The sequence below is a fragment of the Coleofasciculus sp. H7-1 genome, assembly GCF_057473865.1.
The window spans coordinates 1-16,056 of sequence record NZ_JBYCCT010000069.1 but is presented as its reverse complement, the minus strand read 5'-3'; the positions used below and the strand labels follow the sequence as shown (position 1 = coordinate 16,056).

Annotated in this window: 11 protein-coding genes and 1 other RNA gene; 7 read left to right on the top strand and 5 right to left on the bottom strand. The window is 49.7% G+C overall.

Annotated elements, in window-relative coordinates:
• Positions 1–127 precede the first annotated feature (127 nt).
• Positions 128–1,435: a lipid-A-disaccharide synthase-related protein gene (locus AC2VDX_RS18985; protein ID WP_378174033.1), complete on the bottom strand. Its 1,308-nt coding sequence runs from the start codon at positions 1,433–1,435 to the stop codon at positions 128–130.
• A 269-nt stretch (positions 1,436–1,704) separates the two neighbouring features.
• On the opposite strand from AC2VDX_RS18985, the gene AC2VDX_RS18980 reads away from it, so the two are divergent.
• The 4 genes from AC2VDX_RS18980 (at position 1,705) to AC2VDX_RS18965 (ending at position 7,364) form a co-directional block, all read left to right on the top strand.
• Entirely contained in the window at positions 1,705–3,810 is a 2,106-nt protein-coding gene (locus tag AC2VDX_RS18980) for a BamA/TamA family outer membrane protein (RefSeq protein ID WP_486928226.1), read from the top strand.
• Between the two features lie 67 nt (positions 3,811–3,877).
• Complete coding sequence (locus AC2VDX_RS18975; protein WP_378174039.1) at positions 3,878–5,572, top strand: serine/threonine protein kinase; 1,695 nt, start codon at positions 3,878–3,880, stop codon at positions 5,570–5,572.
• Positions 5,573–5,752: 180 nt separating this feature from the next.
• Positions 5,753–6,143, top strand: a transfer-messenger RNA (tmRNA) gene (ssrA, locus tag AC2VDX_RS18970).
• 435 nt (positions 6,144–6,578) lie between these two features.
• Positions 6,579–7,364: a hypothetical protein gene (locus AC2VDX_RS18965; protein WP_378174041.1), complete on the top strand. Its 786-nt coding sequence runs from the start codon at positions 6,579–6,581 to the stop codon at positions 7,362–7,364.
• A 53-nt stretch (positions 7,365–7,417) separates the two neighbouring features.
• On the opposite strand, the gene AC2VDX_RS18960 is transcribed toward AC2VDX_RS18965, so the two are convergent.
• Positions 7,418–8,323 (bottom strand): YihY/virulence factor BrkB family protein, encoded by a 906-nt coding sequence (locus AC2VDX_RS18960; protein ID WP_378174044.1) that lies wholly within the window; start codon positions 8,321–8,323, stop codon positions 7,418–7,420.
• Positions 8,324–8,474: 151 nt separating this feature from the next.
• Between AC2VDX_RS18960 and AC2VDX_RS18955 the strand changes: the two genes are divergently transcribed.
• Positions 8,475–9,056 (top strand): hypothetical protein, encoded by a 582-nt coding sequence (locus AC2VDX_RS18955; RefSeq protein WP_378174047.1) that lies wholly within the window; start codon positions 8,475–8,477, stop codon positions 9,054–9,056.
• A gap of 92 nt (positions 9,057–9,148) precedes the next feature.
• Here AC2VDX_RS18955 and thrC read toward each other — a convergent pair whose 3' ends face one another.
• From thrC to rimO, 3 genes are all read right to left on the bottom strand, one after another.
• A complete protein-coding gene (thrC, locus tag AC2VDX_RS18950; RefSeq protein WP_378174049.1) occupies positions 9,149–10,261 on the bottom strand; it encodes a threonine synthase in 1,113 nt (370 codons plus the stop codon).
• A 185-nt stretch (positions 10,262–10,446) separates the two neighbouring features.
• Positions 10,447–11,880 carry a DEAD/DEAH box helicase gene (locus AC2VDX_RS18945; RefSeq protein ID WP_378174052.1) on the bottom strand — a complete coding sequence of 478 codons (1,434 nt, stop codon included), beginning with the start codon at positions 11,878–11,880 and terminating at the stop codon, positions 10,447–10,449.
• 128 nt (positions 11,881–12,008) lie between these two features.
• Positions 12,009–13,334: a 30S ribosomal protein S12 methylthiotransferase RimO gene (rimO, locus tag AC2VDX_RS18940; RefSeq protein ID WP_378174055.1), complete on the bottom strand. Its 1,326-nt coding sequence runs from the start codon at positions 13,332–13,334 to the stop codon at positions 12,009–12,011.
• Between the two features lie 339 nt (positions 13,335–13,673).
• Here rimO and btpA point away from each other — a divergent pair, with 339 nt between their 5' ends.
• Positions 13,674–14,516 (top strand): photosystem I biogenesis protein BtpA, encoded by an 843-nt coding sequence (btpA, locus tag AC2VDX_RS18935; RefSeq protein WP_378174057.1) that lies wholly within the window; start codon positions 13,674–13,676, stop codon positions 14,514–14,516.
• A gap of 150 nt (positions 14,517–14,666) precedes the next feature.
• Positions 14,667–15,611 (top strand): vitamin K epoxide reductase family protein, encoded by a 945-nt coding sequence (locus AC2VDX_RS18930; RefSeq protein ID WP_378174093.1) that lies wholly within the window; start codon positions 14,667–14,669, stop codon positions 15,609–15,611.
• Positions 15,612–16,056: the final 445 nt, after the last annotated feature.

The following is a 16,056-nucleotide window of genomic DNA, read 5'->3' as shown; positions in this document are numbered from 1 at the left end:
CATCAACTCAATTAAATAAACGGATTGGGCAATCGTTCCTTTCAACAATGCTACGCCATCAGAGTAGGGGAGGAACAAATTTGCTCCCCTACTGCCGATGGCAATTAGCAATGAGTTGAGCCTAAATTCAAAAGTAAAAACCCAACAAGCGCTCCATCACACAAGCGGCAATCCGATCGGCGGCTCCTGCTTCTCCCATGCGGCGGCGTCCATTTTCAACAATCAGTTGCAGCCGGTCGGGATCGCGTAATAAATATTGCACAACACCGGCAACTTTAGCTGGTTGATCTACCAAAATCAGGGATAGTCCCAGCAGGCGAGATTGAGCTTCGGCAAAGGCGGGCGTAAACTGAGGGCCAACGCCTGGAATCGCGATCGCAGGTTTCCCCAATCCGACAAACTGTTCGGTTGCCGTACCAGCCATTGCGATCGCTAAATCTGCTTGATTTAAACAATCGTTATAAGCGTGCTGAGTCAGAATCAGAGTGCCATTTTCTTTAGTAAAAGTCAGTGCTTCTGGGTCAGAAATCGGTGAGGTACTTTCTGCCGGTGCATTAGATTCTCGCCAACCGTGAGCTTCAAGAGTTTGGCGCAAAGGGTCTAAATTTAACCCAAGTGCGATCGCTCCCAGAAATAGGACGGATCGGGGTGCAAACGCCTGCATTAACCCCACACAAGCTTGCATAATTTGCTGCCAATTGGCGTAAGCTTCTGGAGGTCTAGAACCGGGGAGAAGAGTCACAATTAGCGATCGCCTCATCTCTTCCTGTTCAGCATTTGACGAATAAAATATTGCCCTAGGTCTGGGTGGTTCCAGACCATCCATCATCGGGTTCCCTAAATCAAACGCCGGGATAGACCACTTCTGTAACATCTGAGTTGTCAGTCCATCTCTGGGAAACACCGCCTTACAACGCCGCCGACTCATCAGCCAACGTTCCCAAGGCAAGTAAACAGACCCAGACCAACCTTCCCAGCGCCCTCGTTGGTCGCGGCGTGGCAATGGCCCCGCTTCATCTCGCAAATAATATTCTGATTTAGCCGTACCCACAAAAGCATAGGGAACGCCGCTTAACCAGGCAAACAACAGCGGGACAATATCCCCCACCGCCAGGATTACCCCTCTACCTCGCTCCTTGGTTCTGCCTGGGGACGCCCACTTTCTGATCGCGCGGTGCTGAGCTAGGGTGAGCTGTAGTAAACCGCCCTGTACATCTCGCACCAGCTGACGCCCATCCATATAGATAAAGCCACCGGAGGGCATCGTCTGCACAGGGCCAATGATGGGGATATCTAACTCAGCGTAAGCTCGCCCATCACCCACCAATGGCAAGGCTGCTAGTTCCAAAGAATGAGAATGTTGCCGAAGTTCTTGTAAAATCCGGACGGCAATAATGTCCTCCCCATGACCATTGCTGAGGCACAGTATCCTCATCCCAGACCTCCACAGATTTTAGATTTTTGATTGTTTCTCCATCGCCAATCCAAAATCCAACCTTCCTTGCTCCAGAGAAGCCAGGGGGAAATTTCCAAATTCAAAATCGACGAATGGAACCAGACGGCAATAACGAGTGTCAAATTTAACAAAACCTCGTAAGCGATAAGCAATTAGCGATTTTACACTAGCTACCGTCTTATACCATTTCGCTGGATATCTGTATGCAATCTCCCTCTCCTCCTCCTCTCTCTGTGTGGTTTTCTGTAATGCGCGTTCCTTCTGTTGCTATTTGTACCTTAGCGGTTTTGGCTGCAAGCGATCTCGGTTTCCTTGCTAGCGCCAGTACAACTTCTCCCTCTGTGACCCAGACACCAGACACTGAAGAAGTTGTGGTTGTCCCAGTCACTTCGGATGTGCGCTCCTCAACAGCCACAACTCAAAAAATAGCAGATGCTGAGGTCGTTGTCCCGGTTAATTCTGGTACGCGCCAGCCAACCGCCCCAGCTCAAAAACCAGTTAATACCCAGGTAGTAGTTCCAGTTAATCGTGCCACGATCCGTTCCGTGGGAGCCATTGCTGCACCGGAAACGCGGACACTGCCTCAATTTACTCAGACGACTCGCATTCCCCAAAAAACGCCTGCTGGCTCTATCAATTCACCAGATTTGGTAGTAACAGCAACAGATATAGAGGTAGCGGGAGCGACACCAGAGTTGCAGCAAATTGTCCGTCAAACGATTAAAACTCGTCCGGGTGGAGATACCAGTCAAAGCCAGCTGCAAAAGGATGTGACGGCGATTTTAGCGACCGGGTTATTTACTGATGCCAACGTAACCACTTATACCGAGCCAAGTGGACTGAGGACAATCTTCGAGGTGAAACCCCTCGTCGTGCGATCGCTCAAACTTTCAGGTGCCCAAGTCCTGACCCCAGCGGTTGCCAACGACATTTTCAAATCCCAACTAGGGGCAAAAATTAGCCCCAATGCCCTCAACCAAAGTGCCGAACAACTCAACCAGTGGTACAAGCAAAATGGTTATGTAGTAGCACAAGTGCTAGCCGTGCAACCCAGCCGCGACGGCGTAATAACCATTGAAGTCGCTGAGGGCACCGTTGGGGATGTGAAAATCCGCTTTTTAGACACGGAGGGCAAGCCAACCAAAGGACGCACCCAAGAAAATTTCATCCGTCAGGAGTTAAAACTGAAGCCCGGTCAACCCTTCCGGGTCGATGCGGCACGGACAGACTTGCAACGACTGTATCAGTTAGGGCTGTTTGACAACGCGGACGTTTCTCTGAATGGCGATTCTCGAAAAGTTGACGTTAGCTACGACCTTACCGAACGCACTTCCCGCGCCGTCAACGTCGGTGGTGGTTACAGCGAGAACAGCGGCATCTTCGGCAGCATTAATTATAAAGACCAGAATTTTGGCGGCATTAACCAGCAGGTGGGTTTGAATGTGCAAGCAAGCCGCAGCGACTTGCAGTTTAATGGGAATGTTACCAGTCCCTATCGCGCCAGCAATCCAGACCGCCCTGGATATAATATCGAGGCATTTCGACAGCGGCAACTTTCCGAAACCTTTAATGAAGATGTCAAGCTGCCGAATGGGGACAAAGTTCGGGAAGGGCAGTTTGGCGGCGGCGTCACCTTCACGAAACCTGTGGGGGATGTGCAGGCATCGGTAGGAGTGAACTACGCCCGCACCAGCATCCGCGATAGCAAAGGCAATCTCTCACCCGTAGATGAATTAGGAAATCGCCTTTCTTATAGCCAAAGCGGTATTGACGACAAAGTTTCCTTGTCTGCTGGTATCGCTCAAGACAAACGAGACAATCCGATTAACCCCACGAAAGGCTCAGTCGTCAGTCTCAGCACGGAACAATCGATTCCAGTTGGGAACGGCAGTATTTTGATGAACCGGGTTCAGGCAAACTACAGCCAGTACGTCCCCTTTAATTTAACGAACGGTGAAACTCCAGATGTATTAGCCTTTAACGTGCAGGGAGGCACAACCATCGGCAATCTCCCGCCCTATGAAGCCTTTAATCTTGGCGGCATCAATTCTGTAAGGGGTTACGGAAGTGGTGATGTTGCCAGCGGTCGCAGCTATGTGTTAGCCTCTGCCGAGTATCGCTTCCCAGTTTTTAAGCCGGTAGGTGGCGTTTTATTCGCTGACTTTGGCTCCGACTTAGGCTCTGGCGATACGGTGCCGGGAGAACCTGGAACCGTGCGCGGCAAACAAGGAACTGGCTTTGGCTATGGAGCCGGTGTGCGCGTCCAGTCCCCGATTGGCTTGCTCAGGGCTGACTTTGGCATCAACGACCACGGTGAAAGCCGACTCCAATTCGGCATCGGTCAAAGGTTCTAACATCGGCAGGCGAAGGAGAAATTTAAAATGAGTTCAAATTAGCTCATCCTTGATTCTTGGTGATTGCATGGACACGCTAGTTGGCAAAACTTTGCAGGGTGGCAAATACACTCTCGATCGAGAACTGGGACGGGGTGGTTTTGGCGTTACCTTTCAAGCCACCCACCACTACTTGGGTCAACCCGTAGTGATTAAAACGCTCAACGATTCCCTGTGTCGGCATCCTGACTTTGCTCGATTTGGGCGTCAGTTTCAGGATGAAGCAAGACGTTTGGCGTTGTGCGTCCATCCCAATATTGTTCGGGTTAACGATTTCTTTTTGGAAGCAGGGTTGCCCTACCTGGTGATGGACTATATCGCCGGTCAAACTTTGCAAGAGGTTGTGTTTCCGGACAAGCCTCTGCCAGAGTCAGCTGCCATCCACTTCATGCAGCAGATTGGGGCAGCAGTCAAAGTGGTGCATCAAAATAATCTGCTGCATCGGGATATCAAGCCCCAGAATATTATTCTGCGCCAAGGAACTCAAGAGGTGGTGCTGATTGACTTTGGGATTGCGCGGGAGTTTACGCCAGACTCAACCCAAACTCACACAAGTATTGTTTCTGAAGGTTATGCCCCTATTGAGCAGTACCTACCCCAAGCCAAGCGCACCCCAGCGACGGATGTTTATGGGTTAGCCGCCACACTTTACGCGCTGTTGACGGCGACAGTACCGACGCCTGCGGTACTGAGAGACAGGCAACCGATGCCAGCACTCCGCGACTTGAAACCCTACCTAAGTCCGGCGGTAAATCAGGCGGTGATGCGCGGGATGGCTGTTGATGCTCAATATCGACCTGGCAGTGTAGATGAGTGGCTGTCTCTGTTGCCCGATCTTCAGTTTGAAGGTTCCATTGCCGGAACAACGCCGCCAACTCATACGGCGGCAACTGTCCCAGTTATCCTCCCCTCACCGCCTAGAGGAGAAGCATTGGCGGGAAAAAATTCGGGTTCAAGAGATGGGGACGCGATCGCTTCGCCCCTACCAGAAGCCAGAAACCATCAATCCCGTCCTTCCTCCTTCCGAAGTGCCCGCAGTCTTTTCATTGCTACAGGAGTCGCTCTAGCATCGGGTTTAGCGATCGCGTTGAGTTCTATCTGGCGTCAGCCTCAACCGCCCGACGCCTCCCCTGTTGCCCCGGTTTCTCAGCCGCAAAATCAGCCGCAAGAGGCGCAAATCGTCACTCCCGAACCCGTAGAGAAAGTCAATAGCACTCCTGCTGAGTCTGAACGGAAACCCGTTGAAGTTCAAAAATCCTTCCGCAGAAAATCCCAGCAGCAGCGCCTTAACCGCGATGTTCCTGCCTCAAACACTTCATCGAAATCCTCGAACTCGAACAAGCCGCAATCCCGTGGTGAGACGAACAATAACGCCGGACAGGCAAACATAGAACGTCGGGAGCAAAAACAGCCGGTTCCTACATCCGAACAAACTCCACCTGCTGCTGGCAATCCACAACCTTCTCCCGCTTCCCAACAGCCGCCACCATCCCCGGCTGCCAGTCCGCAGCCTCCCCCCGCTTCGGAGGTGACTCCGCCATTCCCTCGCAGCGATCGCAAGCCGACTAATCCTGCACCCTCATCTTCTGCACCAGAGACTTCCGCACCGCCGAGTTCAGTTATCGTGCCGATTACAAAACCAGAAACTCAACCCCAACCGGAATCGGAAAAGAAGTCTAAACCAGACAAGCAGAACAAGCTGGACAAGCAGAAGGATAATTAGCTACTGCTTGGATCGACGTTTGCAGTTGACAGCGATCGCCTTTCCCTCTCAATTTGAGATGCCAACCGCTATTAAACCGAACTTAATCGTTCGGCTATTACACCCCAAAAATCTCTCTGGAAACTTTCCTAAATCCAGTCACTGCTTCAACAAATAACTATAATAGGATATGTAAGACAGGGGGCCTTAATGGTTTCGACAGGTTGGCGAACGCTGCCCCGTGATTCAGGTCGAGAGTGAGTCTTCTCTCGTTAATACTGGACTCAAAAAAAAGTAACTGCGAAAAATAACATCGTAGCATTCGCTCGTCAGGCAGCTGTAGTTGCCTAAAAACCTCTCATAGGTTTCTGAGCGTCTGTAGTCTGACTCCGTTAAGGGCTACAGAACAACCCCAACGGATGCGATAGCAAGTTGTCTCTGGTAGATTTGCTAGCTAAGACCTCATCAGAGAATCCTGTCATCCGGGATAATGGATGGTTCCCGCCTTGAGGATTAGATAGGCTAAACCTGTGAATGAGCGATAGGTTAATACCCAATTTGGACACGGGTTCGATTCCCGTAGGCTCCACTTCTAATTACTTTCTCAAACCACCTTCTACCCAAAAGTACAAGGTGGTTTTTGCTTTTGATAGAGCTTAGTTTTAATTATTATTTTAATTATTAATAGTTCAGAGCCAAACTTTCCTGAAAAGCAAACCTAGCAACACTTTTGGGTGCCAGTGTCCATACTTTGGCAGAAATCTCAACAGACTTTGACTTGACACTTCGTTAAATCTTGCTTAATCTATCATTAACTTATTGTTAATCATTCCAACGCGGGGCTTCTACAAAAACACGAGCGCCACCTCGTGTCCGTTGTGCTGGATATAGCGATCGCCAGCGGAGAAATCGCACCTACTTCCTGCTTTTTAATCGCAATTAGCACTCAAATAGCACTCTAAAAATGAGGGGAGATTTTTCAATCCTCCGTTTTACCGACCTTAAATTTTTTAAGAGAGGTTTCAAAATGCAGTTTTTCATCTCTCCAAAGAAAGCCAGGAAATTTCTGAGCTTCGCAGTGCTGGGTTTCATTTTTGCCAGCCTTGCCAGTCAGTTAACTAGGCACTTCCTGTACCAGCAAGGCTATAAGCTCTTATGGTTGAATAAATTAGTAGAGCTATTCAACGTCGATCGCGAGAAAAATTTTCCGGCGTTGTTTTCAGCATCGCTGTTATTACTTTGTTCAATTTTGCTAGCGATTATTACCTACGCTAAGAAAACGGAAAGCGATCGCTATGCGTTCCACTGGGGCGCTCTGTCGATTCTTTTTCTACTTTTATCGGCGGACGAATGGCTGAGTTTCCATGAAAAGACGATTGAGCCACTTCGAGATTCATTCAAAGCTACCGGATTTTTATACTATACTTGGGTACTTTTCGGCATCGCTTTTGTAGTTCTTGTCTTACTATTCTTTTTAAAATTTCTCGCCCATCTTCCCGCAAAGACACGGCGTTTATTTCTGATTGCCGGAGGTGTCTTTGTTGGAGGCTCGATTGGCATGGAGATAGTGAGTGGATTTTACGTATCTAACTATAGTCGTTTAATTTGGGGAGCCACCTCAAGCAAGCAGACAATACAGGCAATCGTATATATGCTGATGTCGAACCTGGAAGAATGCTTGGAGATGGTAGGTGTGGTTCTGTTCATTTATGCGCTGATGTCCTACATGAGTTCATATATCAAAGAAGTGCAAATCCGCATTGAGGAGGAAACACCGGAGGTTCCCTCAATGAAGTACACAGAAAAAGTTTAAATCTTGATTTACCCAGCTTTTGATTCTGGTGCCGATGTCTCTAAAGACGCTAATTACGCCTTGCTGTGGTGCTGCATAGACTCTCCCACCGTAACGTTTAACTGATCGCCAATCAGGAGTACCAGAGAACTCATATACAGCCATAGCATTAAAACAATAACGGCACCCACTGCACCATAGGCTTTGTTGTAATTACCAAAGTTAGAGACGTAAAGCCGAAATAAACCTGATATGATAGCCCAGGAGACCGCCGCCAAAATTGCTCCTGGCATAATGGGAGTTCCAGTAACCCAGCGACTGGGACCATAGCGATAGATGAAGGCAAAGGCTGAGGCGACGATGCCTAATGCCAAAGGCCAGCTAAAAAGCCGCCAAATACTCAACAATTCTAATAATCCACTTTGGCTGATTAATAGCTTCACAATCAGGTCGCTAATAAACACTAAAAAGGAAGCAATGATCAGTAGCACAATGGTGCCAATCGTCAGACCGATAGAAATTAACTTGGCTTTCCAAAAGGGTCGTGTTTGTTCTGGAGGAATCTGATGGATTTGATCGAGGGCGGTCATGGCAGCACTCAACGCCCCAGAAGAAGCCCAAATAGCAGCAACGAAGCTGAGGGAAAACAGCCCTTGATTTTGCGATTGACTGATTTCGTGGGCAAAACCTTCAATGAGGAAAAGAGCTTCTTGGGGGGCAATTTCACTCAATTGCTTAGCCAATCCTTCAAAAGTGTTTGATGAAGATTGAAACAGACCGATTGCCGTCAAGATTGCCAAAATGGCTGGAAACAAAGCTAACATGGCGTTGTAGGCCATTTCTGCCGAAAGCCCGGTTAACCGCCGTTGGCCTACGCGCTGGAAGGTTTTCTTTAAGGTTGCCCAGCTGAGATGTCGAAAGAAACGGAAAAAACGGATTGAGGAGCCTCTAAGAGCGGCATGGGCTAAGAACGAGCGCATTATTGTTTGATTCCGTATACAACGTTTTCTATACTGTGCCAAATCAACTACTAAGGTTACAGGGGTTTTGTCAAACTATCGATAGTGTCTATTACAAACAGGCAAATTTTGTTAAAAATTGATCGTTGTAACCGATGAGGAGTCGTTTTTGATGACCCACGAGGTAGCGCAGTGGTTGGCTGAAATTAAGACGCTGAAACAGCAGCTAGCAGAGTTAGAGCGCGATCGCGATGCGGCTTTGGAAAGTGCGGCAAACTGGCGTCAACTGTACACCACAGAAGCGCAGCAACGCCGAACTGAGGCAAAGCTAGCTCAACAACAGATTGAAAAGCTCAAAAGCCAACTACGGCAACTCCAGAGTTCACCGCAACCCACAGAGGACGATCCGGGTGCTGTGGAGGCGATTCGTGCCGAAGTAGAACAACTAGAAAATCTGGAGGATTTGAAAGCGAAACTGACCGAGGCGATGGTCGAGCGCGATCGCCTTGCCCAGGCTTTAAAATCTGAGCAGACCAATCATGCACAAACCCGCAGAAGTTTAACTACGGCGATTGGGGATACCCTCGATCGGCTTAGCCGAGAGCGCATAACCCGCCAACCAGCGGCAAATTCAGGTCAGTCGGCTCCTCGCGGTCAGTGGGTAGGGGTTAGTACTCAAGCTAGCAAAAACAACAAACAAACCCCTCCGTCTTCTGGAGAAGAGGAGGGGCGCAATCCCGGACAAAAAGCTTAAAGCGCGTGCAGTTTCCTCCTTGCCGCCTTCATCAGGGAGGTTTGGAGGGAGCGCACAAGCCAGAAATAAGCGATGAAACCGAGCCTAACTGCTCAAAATCCCATCACCTGAGCCACGGTCGCTAAATCTGGCTCAATTCCCTGTTTAAACGAATTTTCGCTGTGTTTAATTGCCGTATCTGGGTCTTTTAAACCATTCCCGGTCAGGACGCACACCACGGTAGCGCCTGCGGGCACTTGATCTTTTACTTTCAGCAACCCAGCAACGGAAGCCGCACTAGCCGGTTCGCAGAAAATACCTTCTTCGGATGCCAAGAGACGATAGGCTTCTAGAATTTCGGCGTCTGTCACCGCGTTGAACTGACCCATGCTGGCTTGTTGAGTGGCGATCGCGCGTTCCCAGTTAACGGGGTTGCCGATGCGAATGGCGGTTGCCAGGGTTTCTGGATGAGCCACCGCCTGACCCGTAACCAGAGGAGATGCACCAGCCGCTTGAAATCCCATCATTCGGGGTAAGCGATCGCATTTCCCTTCCTGATGGTATTGACAAAATCCCATCCAGTATGCTGTAATATTTCCGGCATTACCTACGGGGATGCACAGCCAATCTGGAGCATTCCCTAACGCTTCTACCACTTCAAAAGCAGCAGTTTTTTGTCCTTCCAATCGATAGGGATTTACCGAGTTCACCAGCGTCACGGGGTAACTTTGGGCCATCTCCCGCACGATTTCTAGCGCCCGGTCAAAATTTCCCTTAATTGCCAAAACTTCGGCCCCATACAGTAACGCCTGAGCTAACTTGCCTAGCGCCACGTAGCCATCGGGAATCAGTACAAACGCCCGCATTCCGCTCCGACGGGCATAGGCAGCGGCAGAGGCTGAAGTGTTGCCGGTACTGGCACAAATGACGGCTTTGGCACCCGCTTCCTTTGCCTTAGAAATCGCCATCGTCATCCCCCGGTCTTTGAAACTACCAGTGGGATTGAGACCGTCGTACTTCACCAACACGCGCACCTGTTTACCCACAATCTGAGCGATCGCGGGAACCGGGATCAGCGGGGTATTGCCCTCAAGCAGCGTCACGACCGGCGTTGTGTCCGTCACCGGCAGATATTGCCGGTATGCCTGAATCAGTCCAGGCCAGGACTGCCGTCCAACAGGGTTGTTTAGGGCAGGGGAATTCGCAGCAGATACAGTTAAAGCCACAGGAGTCAGAGAGGGGAAAGGGGATTGTAGGAGTGGGTTTGATCCAGAGCCTGTCTTTAGAAACTGACCCTTGAACTAAACCCACTCTTTTCAAAATGGAGAGGGGGACGGGGAGAAGTTCACCCCTGTCACTTATTCTCTCTCTTTAAACAGAAGCTAGGAGAAATTTTCGCTACCTACGCTACTTAATTGCGGATTTCTTCGGGCTTCTGCCTTCTGACTTCTATGTTCTCGCTTTTAGCTTCTGGGTTGGAACGCTTGATCAGCCTTGGCTTGCTAGACATTCCACGATCGTCCATTGGCATTTCTTGTTCGCTTGACATCCAAGAGGGACGAGTTTGGTCGTACACCATTTGCAGTGCTGCTGCTGCGATCGCGTGGGCGTCGTATTCTTCGCTCAGTTGCGCCACGACGGGCAAGAACGAAGCCATACGCTCTCCGCTCAATACTTCGCGTACTTGAGCTTGCAGTTTTTCCAGACGCCGCCCTTCAATCTCCGCCCGTGTGGGAATTTGGACAATTTTCAGGGTTTGTCGGACTTTGCGCTCAATTAGCACCAACTTCCGTCGATCCATTGGATGAATCAGGGAAATGGCTGTTCCTGCGTTACCAGCGCGACCCGTGCGACCGATCCGGTGGATGTAGCTTTCCACACTATCGGGCAGATCATAGTTGATCACATGGCTCAGGTGGTCAACGTCTAAACCCCGCGCCGCAATATCTGTGGCGACTACCCAGCGCACCTGGTGTTGCCGGAACCGCATCAGCAGCCGTTCCCGCGCTTGTTGATTGAGGTCGCCGTGGTACTCGTCTACACTGTGACCGGCAGCTTGCAGTTGGTTGGTCAGTTCAGCGGCTGTCTTGCGCGTCCGCACGAAGATTAAGGCAGATTCGGGATCTTCCAGTTCTAGGATGGGCAGCAAGGCGCGAGATTTTGACCAGCCACGGGGCACCATGTACACCAACTGGTTAATCCGGGAGGGAGCGGCTTTGGGCTGCTCGACGGAGACGTTCATCGGCGATCGCAGGAACTTCGCAATCAATTTTTGAATGGTTGGCGGCATTGTCGCCGAGAAAAATGCCGTCTGACGTTCGGCGGGGACTTGCTTGAGGATAGTTTCCACATCGTCAATAAAGCCCATGCTCAACATTTCATCGGCTTCATCCAATACCAACCAGTTGACTTGATCGAGCTTGAGATCCCCCCGCTGGAGCAAATCAATCACCCGTCCTGGGGTTCCGACCACGATCTGAACGCCCTGTCTTAGGCGCTGGATTTGCCGGTCAATGGCTTGACCGCCATATACTGTCAGCACGCCCAACCGGCGATCGCTGCTAAAGCTGCGAATTGCCAGAGCGACTTGCTGAGCTAATTCTCGCGTTGGCGTCAAAATCAGCGATTGGACTGCGGGATTTTTAATATCGAGCCGTTCCAAAATCGGCAGCGAAAAAGCTGCTGTTTTGCCGGTTCCGGTTTGGGATTGTCCCACCACATCCCGACCAGCCAACAGATGAGGAATGGCTTGGGATTGAATTTGGGTGGGTGCAGTAAAGCCTAGTTTTTCTAGTTGCTGAATGCGAGCTTCTGAAAGGCCTAGGCTTGTGAACGAAAGGGTCATAATTTGTTGTTAGTTGTTAGTGTTCGAGAATTGTAAATGGCGAAGTATGAAGTTTTTAAGTATGAAGTTTGAAGTATGAATTAATATTTGCCTTGGTTCTTCAGCCTTCATTCTTGAGTTGTCATTCTTCATGCTTCGGGCTTGGCGACATGACCATACAGGTCGTAGATGTCAGTGCTTGTAATTTCCACCGATGCTATCGACCCCAATGGGGCGTCGCCTTGGACGTAGACTAATCCGTCTACCTCCGGAGAAAATCGGGCAGATCGACCGATTAGTTCCCCAGTCTCTGGATGTTCTTGCTCAATCAAGACATCAACCATCTTGCCGACACAAGCTTGATTTTTTCTCAAGGAAATTGGCTGCTGAACTTCCATCAAGGCATCCCTGCGGATATCCATGACTTCTTGGGGCAGTTGATTGGGCAAGGTGTAGGCAGGGGTTCCTTCTTCTGGGGAAAAAGTAAACACACCTACATGGTCAAATTCATGGCGCTGGACGAACTGTAGCAAGTGTGCAAAATGCTCTTCCGTTTCGCCAGGGAACCCGACAATGAACGTGGTTCGCAGCACGGCATCAGGCAGGGCTGTTTTAATCCGCTCAATAATTTGATCGTTTACCTGTCCCTGCCAAGGTCGGTTCATGGCGCGGAGAATTTCCGGATGGGAGTGCTGTAACGGCAAATCCAAATAAGGCAATACGTTAGGAGTCTCCTGAATTGCTTCAATGACAGCTGGTGTTAAGCCAGTGGGATAGGCATAGTGCATCCGAATCCACGGAATGTCAACCTTTCCCAATTCCCGTAGAAGTTCCGCCAGTTTCGGTTTCCCGTAAATATCCAGACCGTAGTTGGTGGTGATCTGGGAGATGAGAATTAACTCTTGGACTCCTTCGGATGCTAGCTGGTGGGCTTCGGCGACGATGGATTCAATGGAGCGCGATCGCTGATTTCCCCGGAGATGGGGAATGATGCAGAACGCACAGCGGTAATCACATCCTTCCGCTACCCGTAGGTACGCGACACCTTCCGATGTCGTGCGGTAGCGAGGCGTTGTTTCATCGGCTATGTAGGTCGGCAGCTCTGAAACTTGCTTGACCCGTTCGCCGCCTTCCACTCGTTGAACCACATCGACGATTTGGTGATAATCGCCGGTGCCCACCACGGCAACCGCTTCTGGCAATTCATCCAGCAGCTGCTCCTGGAAGTGCTGCGCCATGCAGCCTGTGATTACAATCTTTTTATTCGCTTCCGCCAGTTCTACTAAGGTGCGGACAGACTCTGCCCTTGCAGCCTCAATAAAACTACATGTATTAACTATAACATATTCTGCTAATTCTTCATTACTGTCTACCTGGTACCCTGCTTGTACCAATAGACCCAACATATGTTCGGTATCAATACGGTTTTTTTCGCAGCCCAAGTGAGAAATTGCAATTGTTGGCTTATTGCCCATGCGGTTTAGATACGGCTAAAGAAAATCTGTGAAAAGCTGAAGCCAAAATATTATACCCTATTTTAGGCACAGCAGTGTACTGCCCAGTGGGACGTGAGTCTCAAACTGGGAGGATCGGGATGGGGTATGGAGATGGGAGATGAGCAGTTAAAGAATCTATCTTCCACTCACCAACCAGAGTAGGGAACTGGATAGTGGTATCTTCCCCGGTCTCCATTCTAGATAAAATTCTAGAATGGCATCATCCGAGATGCGATTCATTTCACTGCCATTTTTGCCGCTTGGAGGAGAATAACCGACAGGTGTAGCAAGAATTCGCCGGTGTTTTCAGGTAGACAAGTGGACTTAAATCAAATCTTCAAGACACCGAATCCCATCGTTGGCGTGGTTCATCTTCTGCCGCTGCCGACATCTCCCCGCTGGGGAGGTAGCCTGAAAACGGTTATCGATCGAGCTGAGCAGGAAGCGACAGCGTTGGCAGCGGGCGGCGTGAACGGCATTATTGTGGAAAATTTCTTCGACGCCCCTTTTACTAAAAACCAGGTAGATCCAGCGGTCGTTAGTGCGATGACACTGATTGTGCAGCGGCTGATGAATTTGGTGACGTTACCTGTGGGCATTAATGTATTACGCAATGATGCTCATAGCGCGATCGCCATTGCATCCTGCGTCCACGCTCAGTTTATCCGCGTCAACGTCCTCACCGGCGTCATGGCAACTGACCAAGGGCTGATTGAGGGAGAGGCGCATCAATTGCTCCGTTACCGTCGAGAATTGGGCAGCAATGTAAAAATTTTGGCAGATGTCTTAGTCAAGCACGGTCGCCCCTTAGGTTCCCCAAATCTAACCACAGCAGTGCAAGAGACGATTGAGCGGGGTTTAGCAGATGGCGTCATTTTAAGTGGCTGGGCGACGGGTAGCCCTCCCAGTCTGGAAGACTTGGAACTGGCAACCGCCGCTGCCAACGGGACGCCCGTATTTATCGGCAGTGGTGCCAACTGGGAAAATATTTCTACACTGATGCAAGCCGCAGATGGCGTGATTGTTTCCAGCTCTCTCAAGCGCCACGGGCGGATCGAGCAGCCCATCGATCCGATTCGGGTCAGCCAATTTGTGGAAGCAACCCGACGCAGTTTTGCCGCCAAAGCGGAACCCAAGCCAGTTTCTTCGGTCACTTATTAGTTGTTAGTTGTTAGTTTTTAGTTGTTAGTTTTCTAATTAACTCCAAAAAACTAACATCCCCAAATTTTTTACTGAGTCCTCTAACTGGCGATAGTTTCACATCTTCAGTTTTCGATTCTCACTTCTGTGTCCTCCTACCTCAGTTTTGACATGAGCCGCCGACGTTCTACTCCCTGGATTCATCGCTGGTCCCGTCTGCTGATTGCGGCGATCGCTATTTTAGGTGCCTTAGTAACAGGCTATCTAACCGTAGTCAAGCTAGCAGGAGGCTCTGCTGCCTGCCCCACCAGCGGTTGCAATCAAGTCCTCTCCAGCCCCTACGCCAGCGTCTTTGGTCTTCCCTTAACTTTGTTTGGCTTGCTGGCTTATGTCAGCATGGTTGCTTTCGCCCTCGCTCCGATGGCAGTGAACCCAGTTGAAAAGAAAGACCTGCACTCTCAACTGGACAACTGGACATGGATGCTATTATTTGCCGGTGGCACCGCTATGACGGTTTTCAGCGGCTACTTGATGTATTTACTGGCATTTGAAATCAAAGCTGTTTGTCTCTACTGTCTTGCCTCCGCTTTCTTCTCCCTTAGCTTGTTAGTGCTGACCTTGATCGGTCGCGCTTGGGAGGACTGGGGACAACTATTTTTTACTGGCATCGTCGTGGGAATGGTAGCGCTGATTAGTACTCTGGGCGTCTATGCCACTGTGAAGTCACCCGTCGCTTCCGGTGGTGGTTCCGCCACTACCGGATCGCAAACGTTTCCCATTACCACCGTCTCTAGCGTTGCAGAAGTTGCTCTAGCGAAACATCTCAAAGAAGCAGGAGCTAAGATGTACGGTGCTTTCTGGTGTTCTCACTGCCACGATCAAAAGCAATTGTTTGGTAAAGAGGCATTCAGCCAAATCAATTACATTGAGTGCGCCGATCCCAAAGAGCCACAGAAGCAGGCAGAAATCTGCCAAAAGGCAGGGATTCAAAGCTACCCCAGCTGGGAAGTCAACGGTAAATTGATCGAGCCAGGTGTGAAATCTTTAGAGAAACTGGCTGATTTATCGAGTTATACAGGTCCTCGCAACTTTCAGAACTCCTTGCCAGGACTTTAAATTTGGGTGCCCTAGGAAATAGCGATGTCACTCAAAATGGAAAAAGATATTTGCCGTAGAAGTATTTGGCATTTTCGGCATTTGCTAAAATTAAAACCGAATACTTTAACGGCAAAATATTTGGCATGGTGAGGTATCGTTTCATCATCCTGTTATTTTGCACTTTACTGATAGCCAAAACAGCAACAACACCGCTGTCCTAGCATTGAAGAAAGGACAATTAGCAACTCTGATTCAGAGAAAGTCTCCCATTGAACAGAGTTAAAGTTTTTACCGAGCCATCCACACATATTTAGGAAAGTTGTATCACGATGGTGTCAGGGCTATTTCATTCTAGACAGAGAGGGTGAAATCCAGTAAGCTAAAGCTCAACGAATTTTTCTTATCGAGCTATGAGAACGCTTGCCATTGTGGAAGCCTTTTCCAGTTTGCCTGACGCACGACG

Excerpts from the sequence above, each read along its gene's own strand:
- AC2VDX_RS18985 (WP_378174033.1), bottom strand. The coding sequence starts at position 1,435 with ATGAGGATACTGTGCCTCAGCAATGGTCATGGGGAGGACATTATTGCC.
- AC2VDX_RS18980 (WP_486928226.1), top strand. The coding sequence starts at position 1,705 with ATGCGCGTTCCTTCTGTTGCTATTTGTACCTTAGCGGTTTTGGCTGCA.
- AC2VDX_RS18975 (WP_378174039.1), top strand. The coding sequence starts at position 3,878 with ATGGACACGCTAGTTGGCAAAACTTTGCAGGGTGGCAAATACACTCTC.
- AC2VDX_RS18965 (WP_378174041.1), top strand. The coding sequence starts at position 6,579 with ATGCAGTTTTTCATCTCTCCAAAGAAAGCCAGGAAATTTCTGAGCTTC.
- AC2VDX_RS18960 (WP_378174044.1), bottom strand. The coding sequence starts at position 8,323 with ATGCGCTCGTTCTTAGCCCATGCCGCTCTTAGAGGCTCCTCAATCCGT.
- AC2VDX_RS18955 (WP_378174047.1), top strand. The coding sequence starts at position 8,475 with ATGACCCACGAGGTAGCGCAGTGGTTGGCTGAAATTAAGACGCTGAAA.
- AC2VDX_RS18945 (WP_378174052.1), bottom strand. The coding sequence starts at position 11,880 with ATGACCCTTTCGTTCACAAGCCTAGGCCTTTCAGAAGCTCGCATTCAG.
- rimO (WP_378174055.1), bottom strand. The coding sequence starts at position 13,334 with ATGGGCAATAAGCCAACAATTGCAATTTCTCACTTGGGCTGCGAAAAA.
- AC2VDX_RS18930 (WP_378174093.1), top strand. The coding sequence starts at position 14,667 with ATGAGCCGCCGACGTTCTACTCCCTGGATTCATCGCTGGTCCCGTCTG.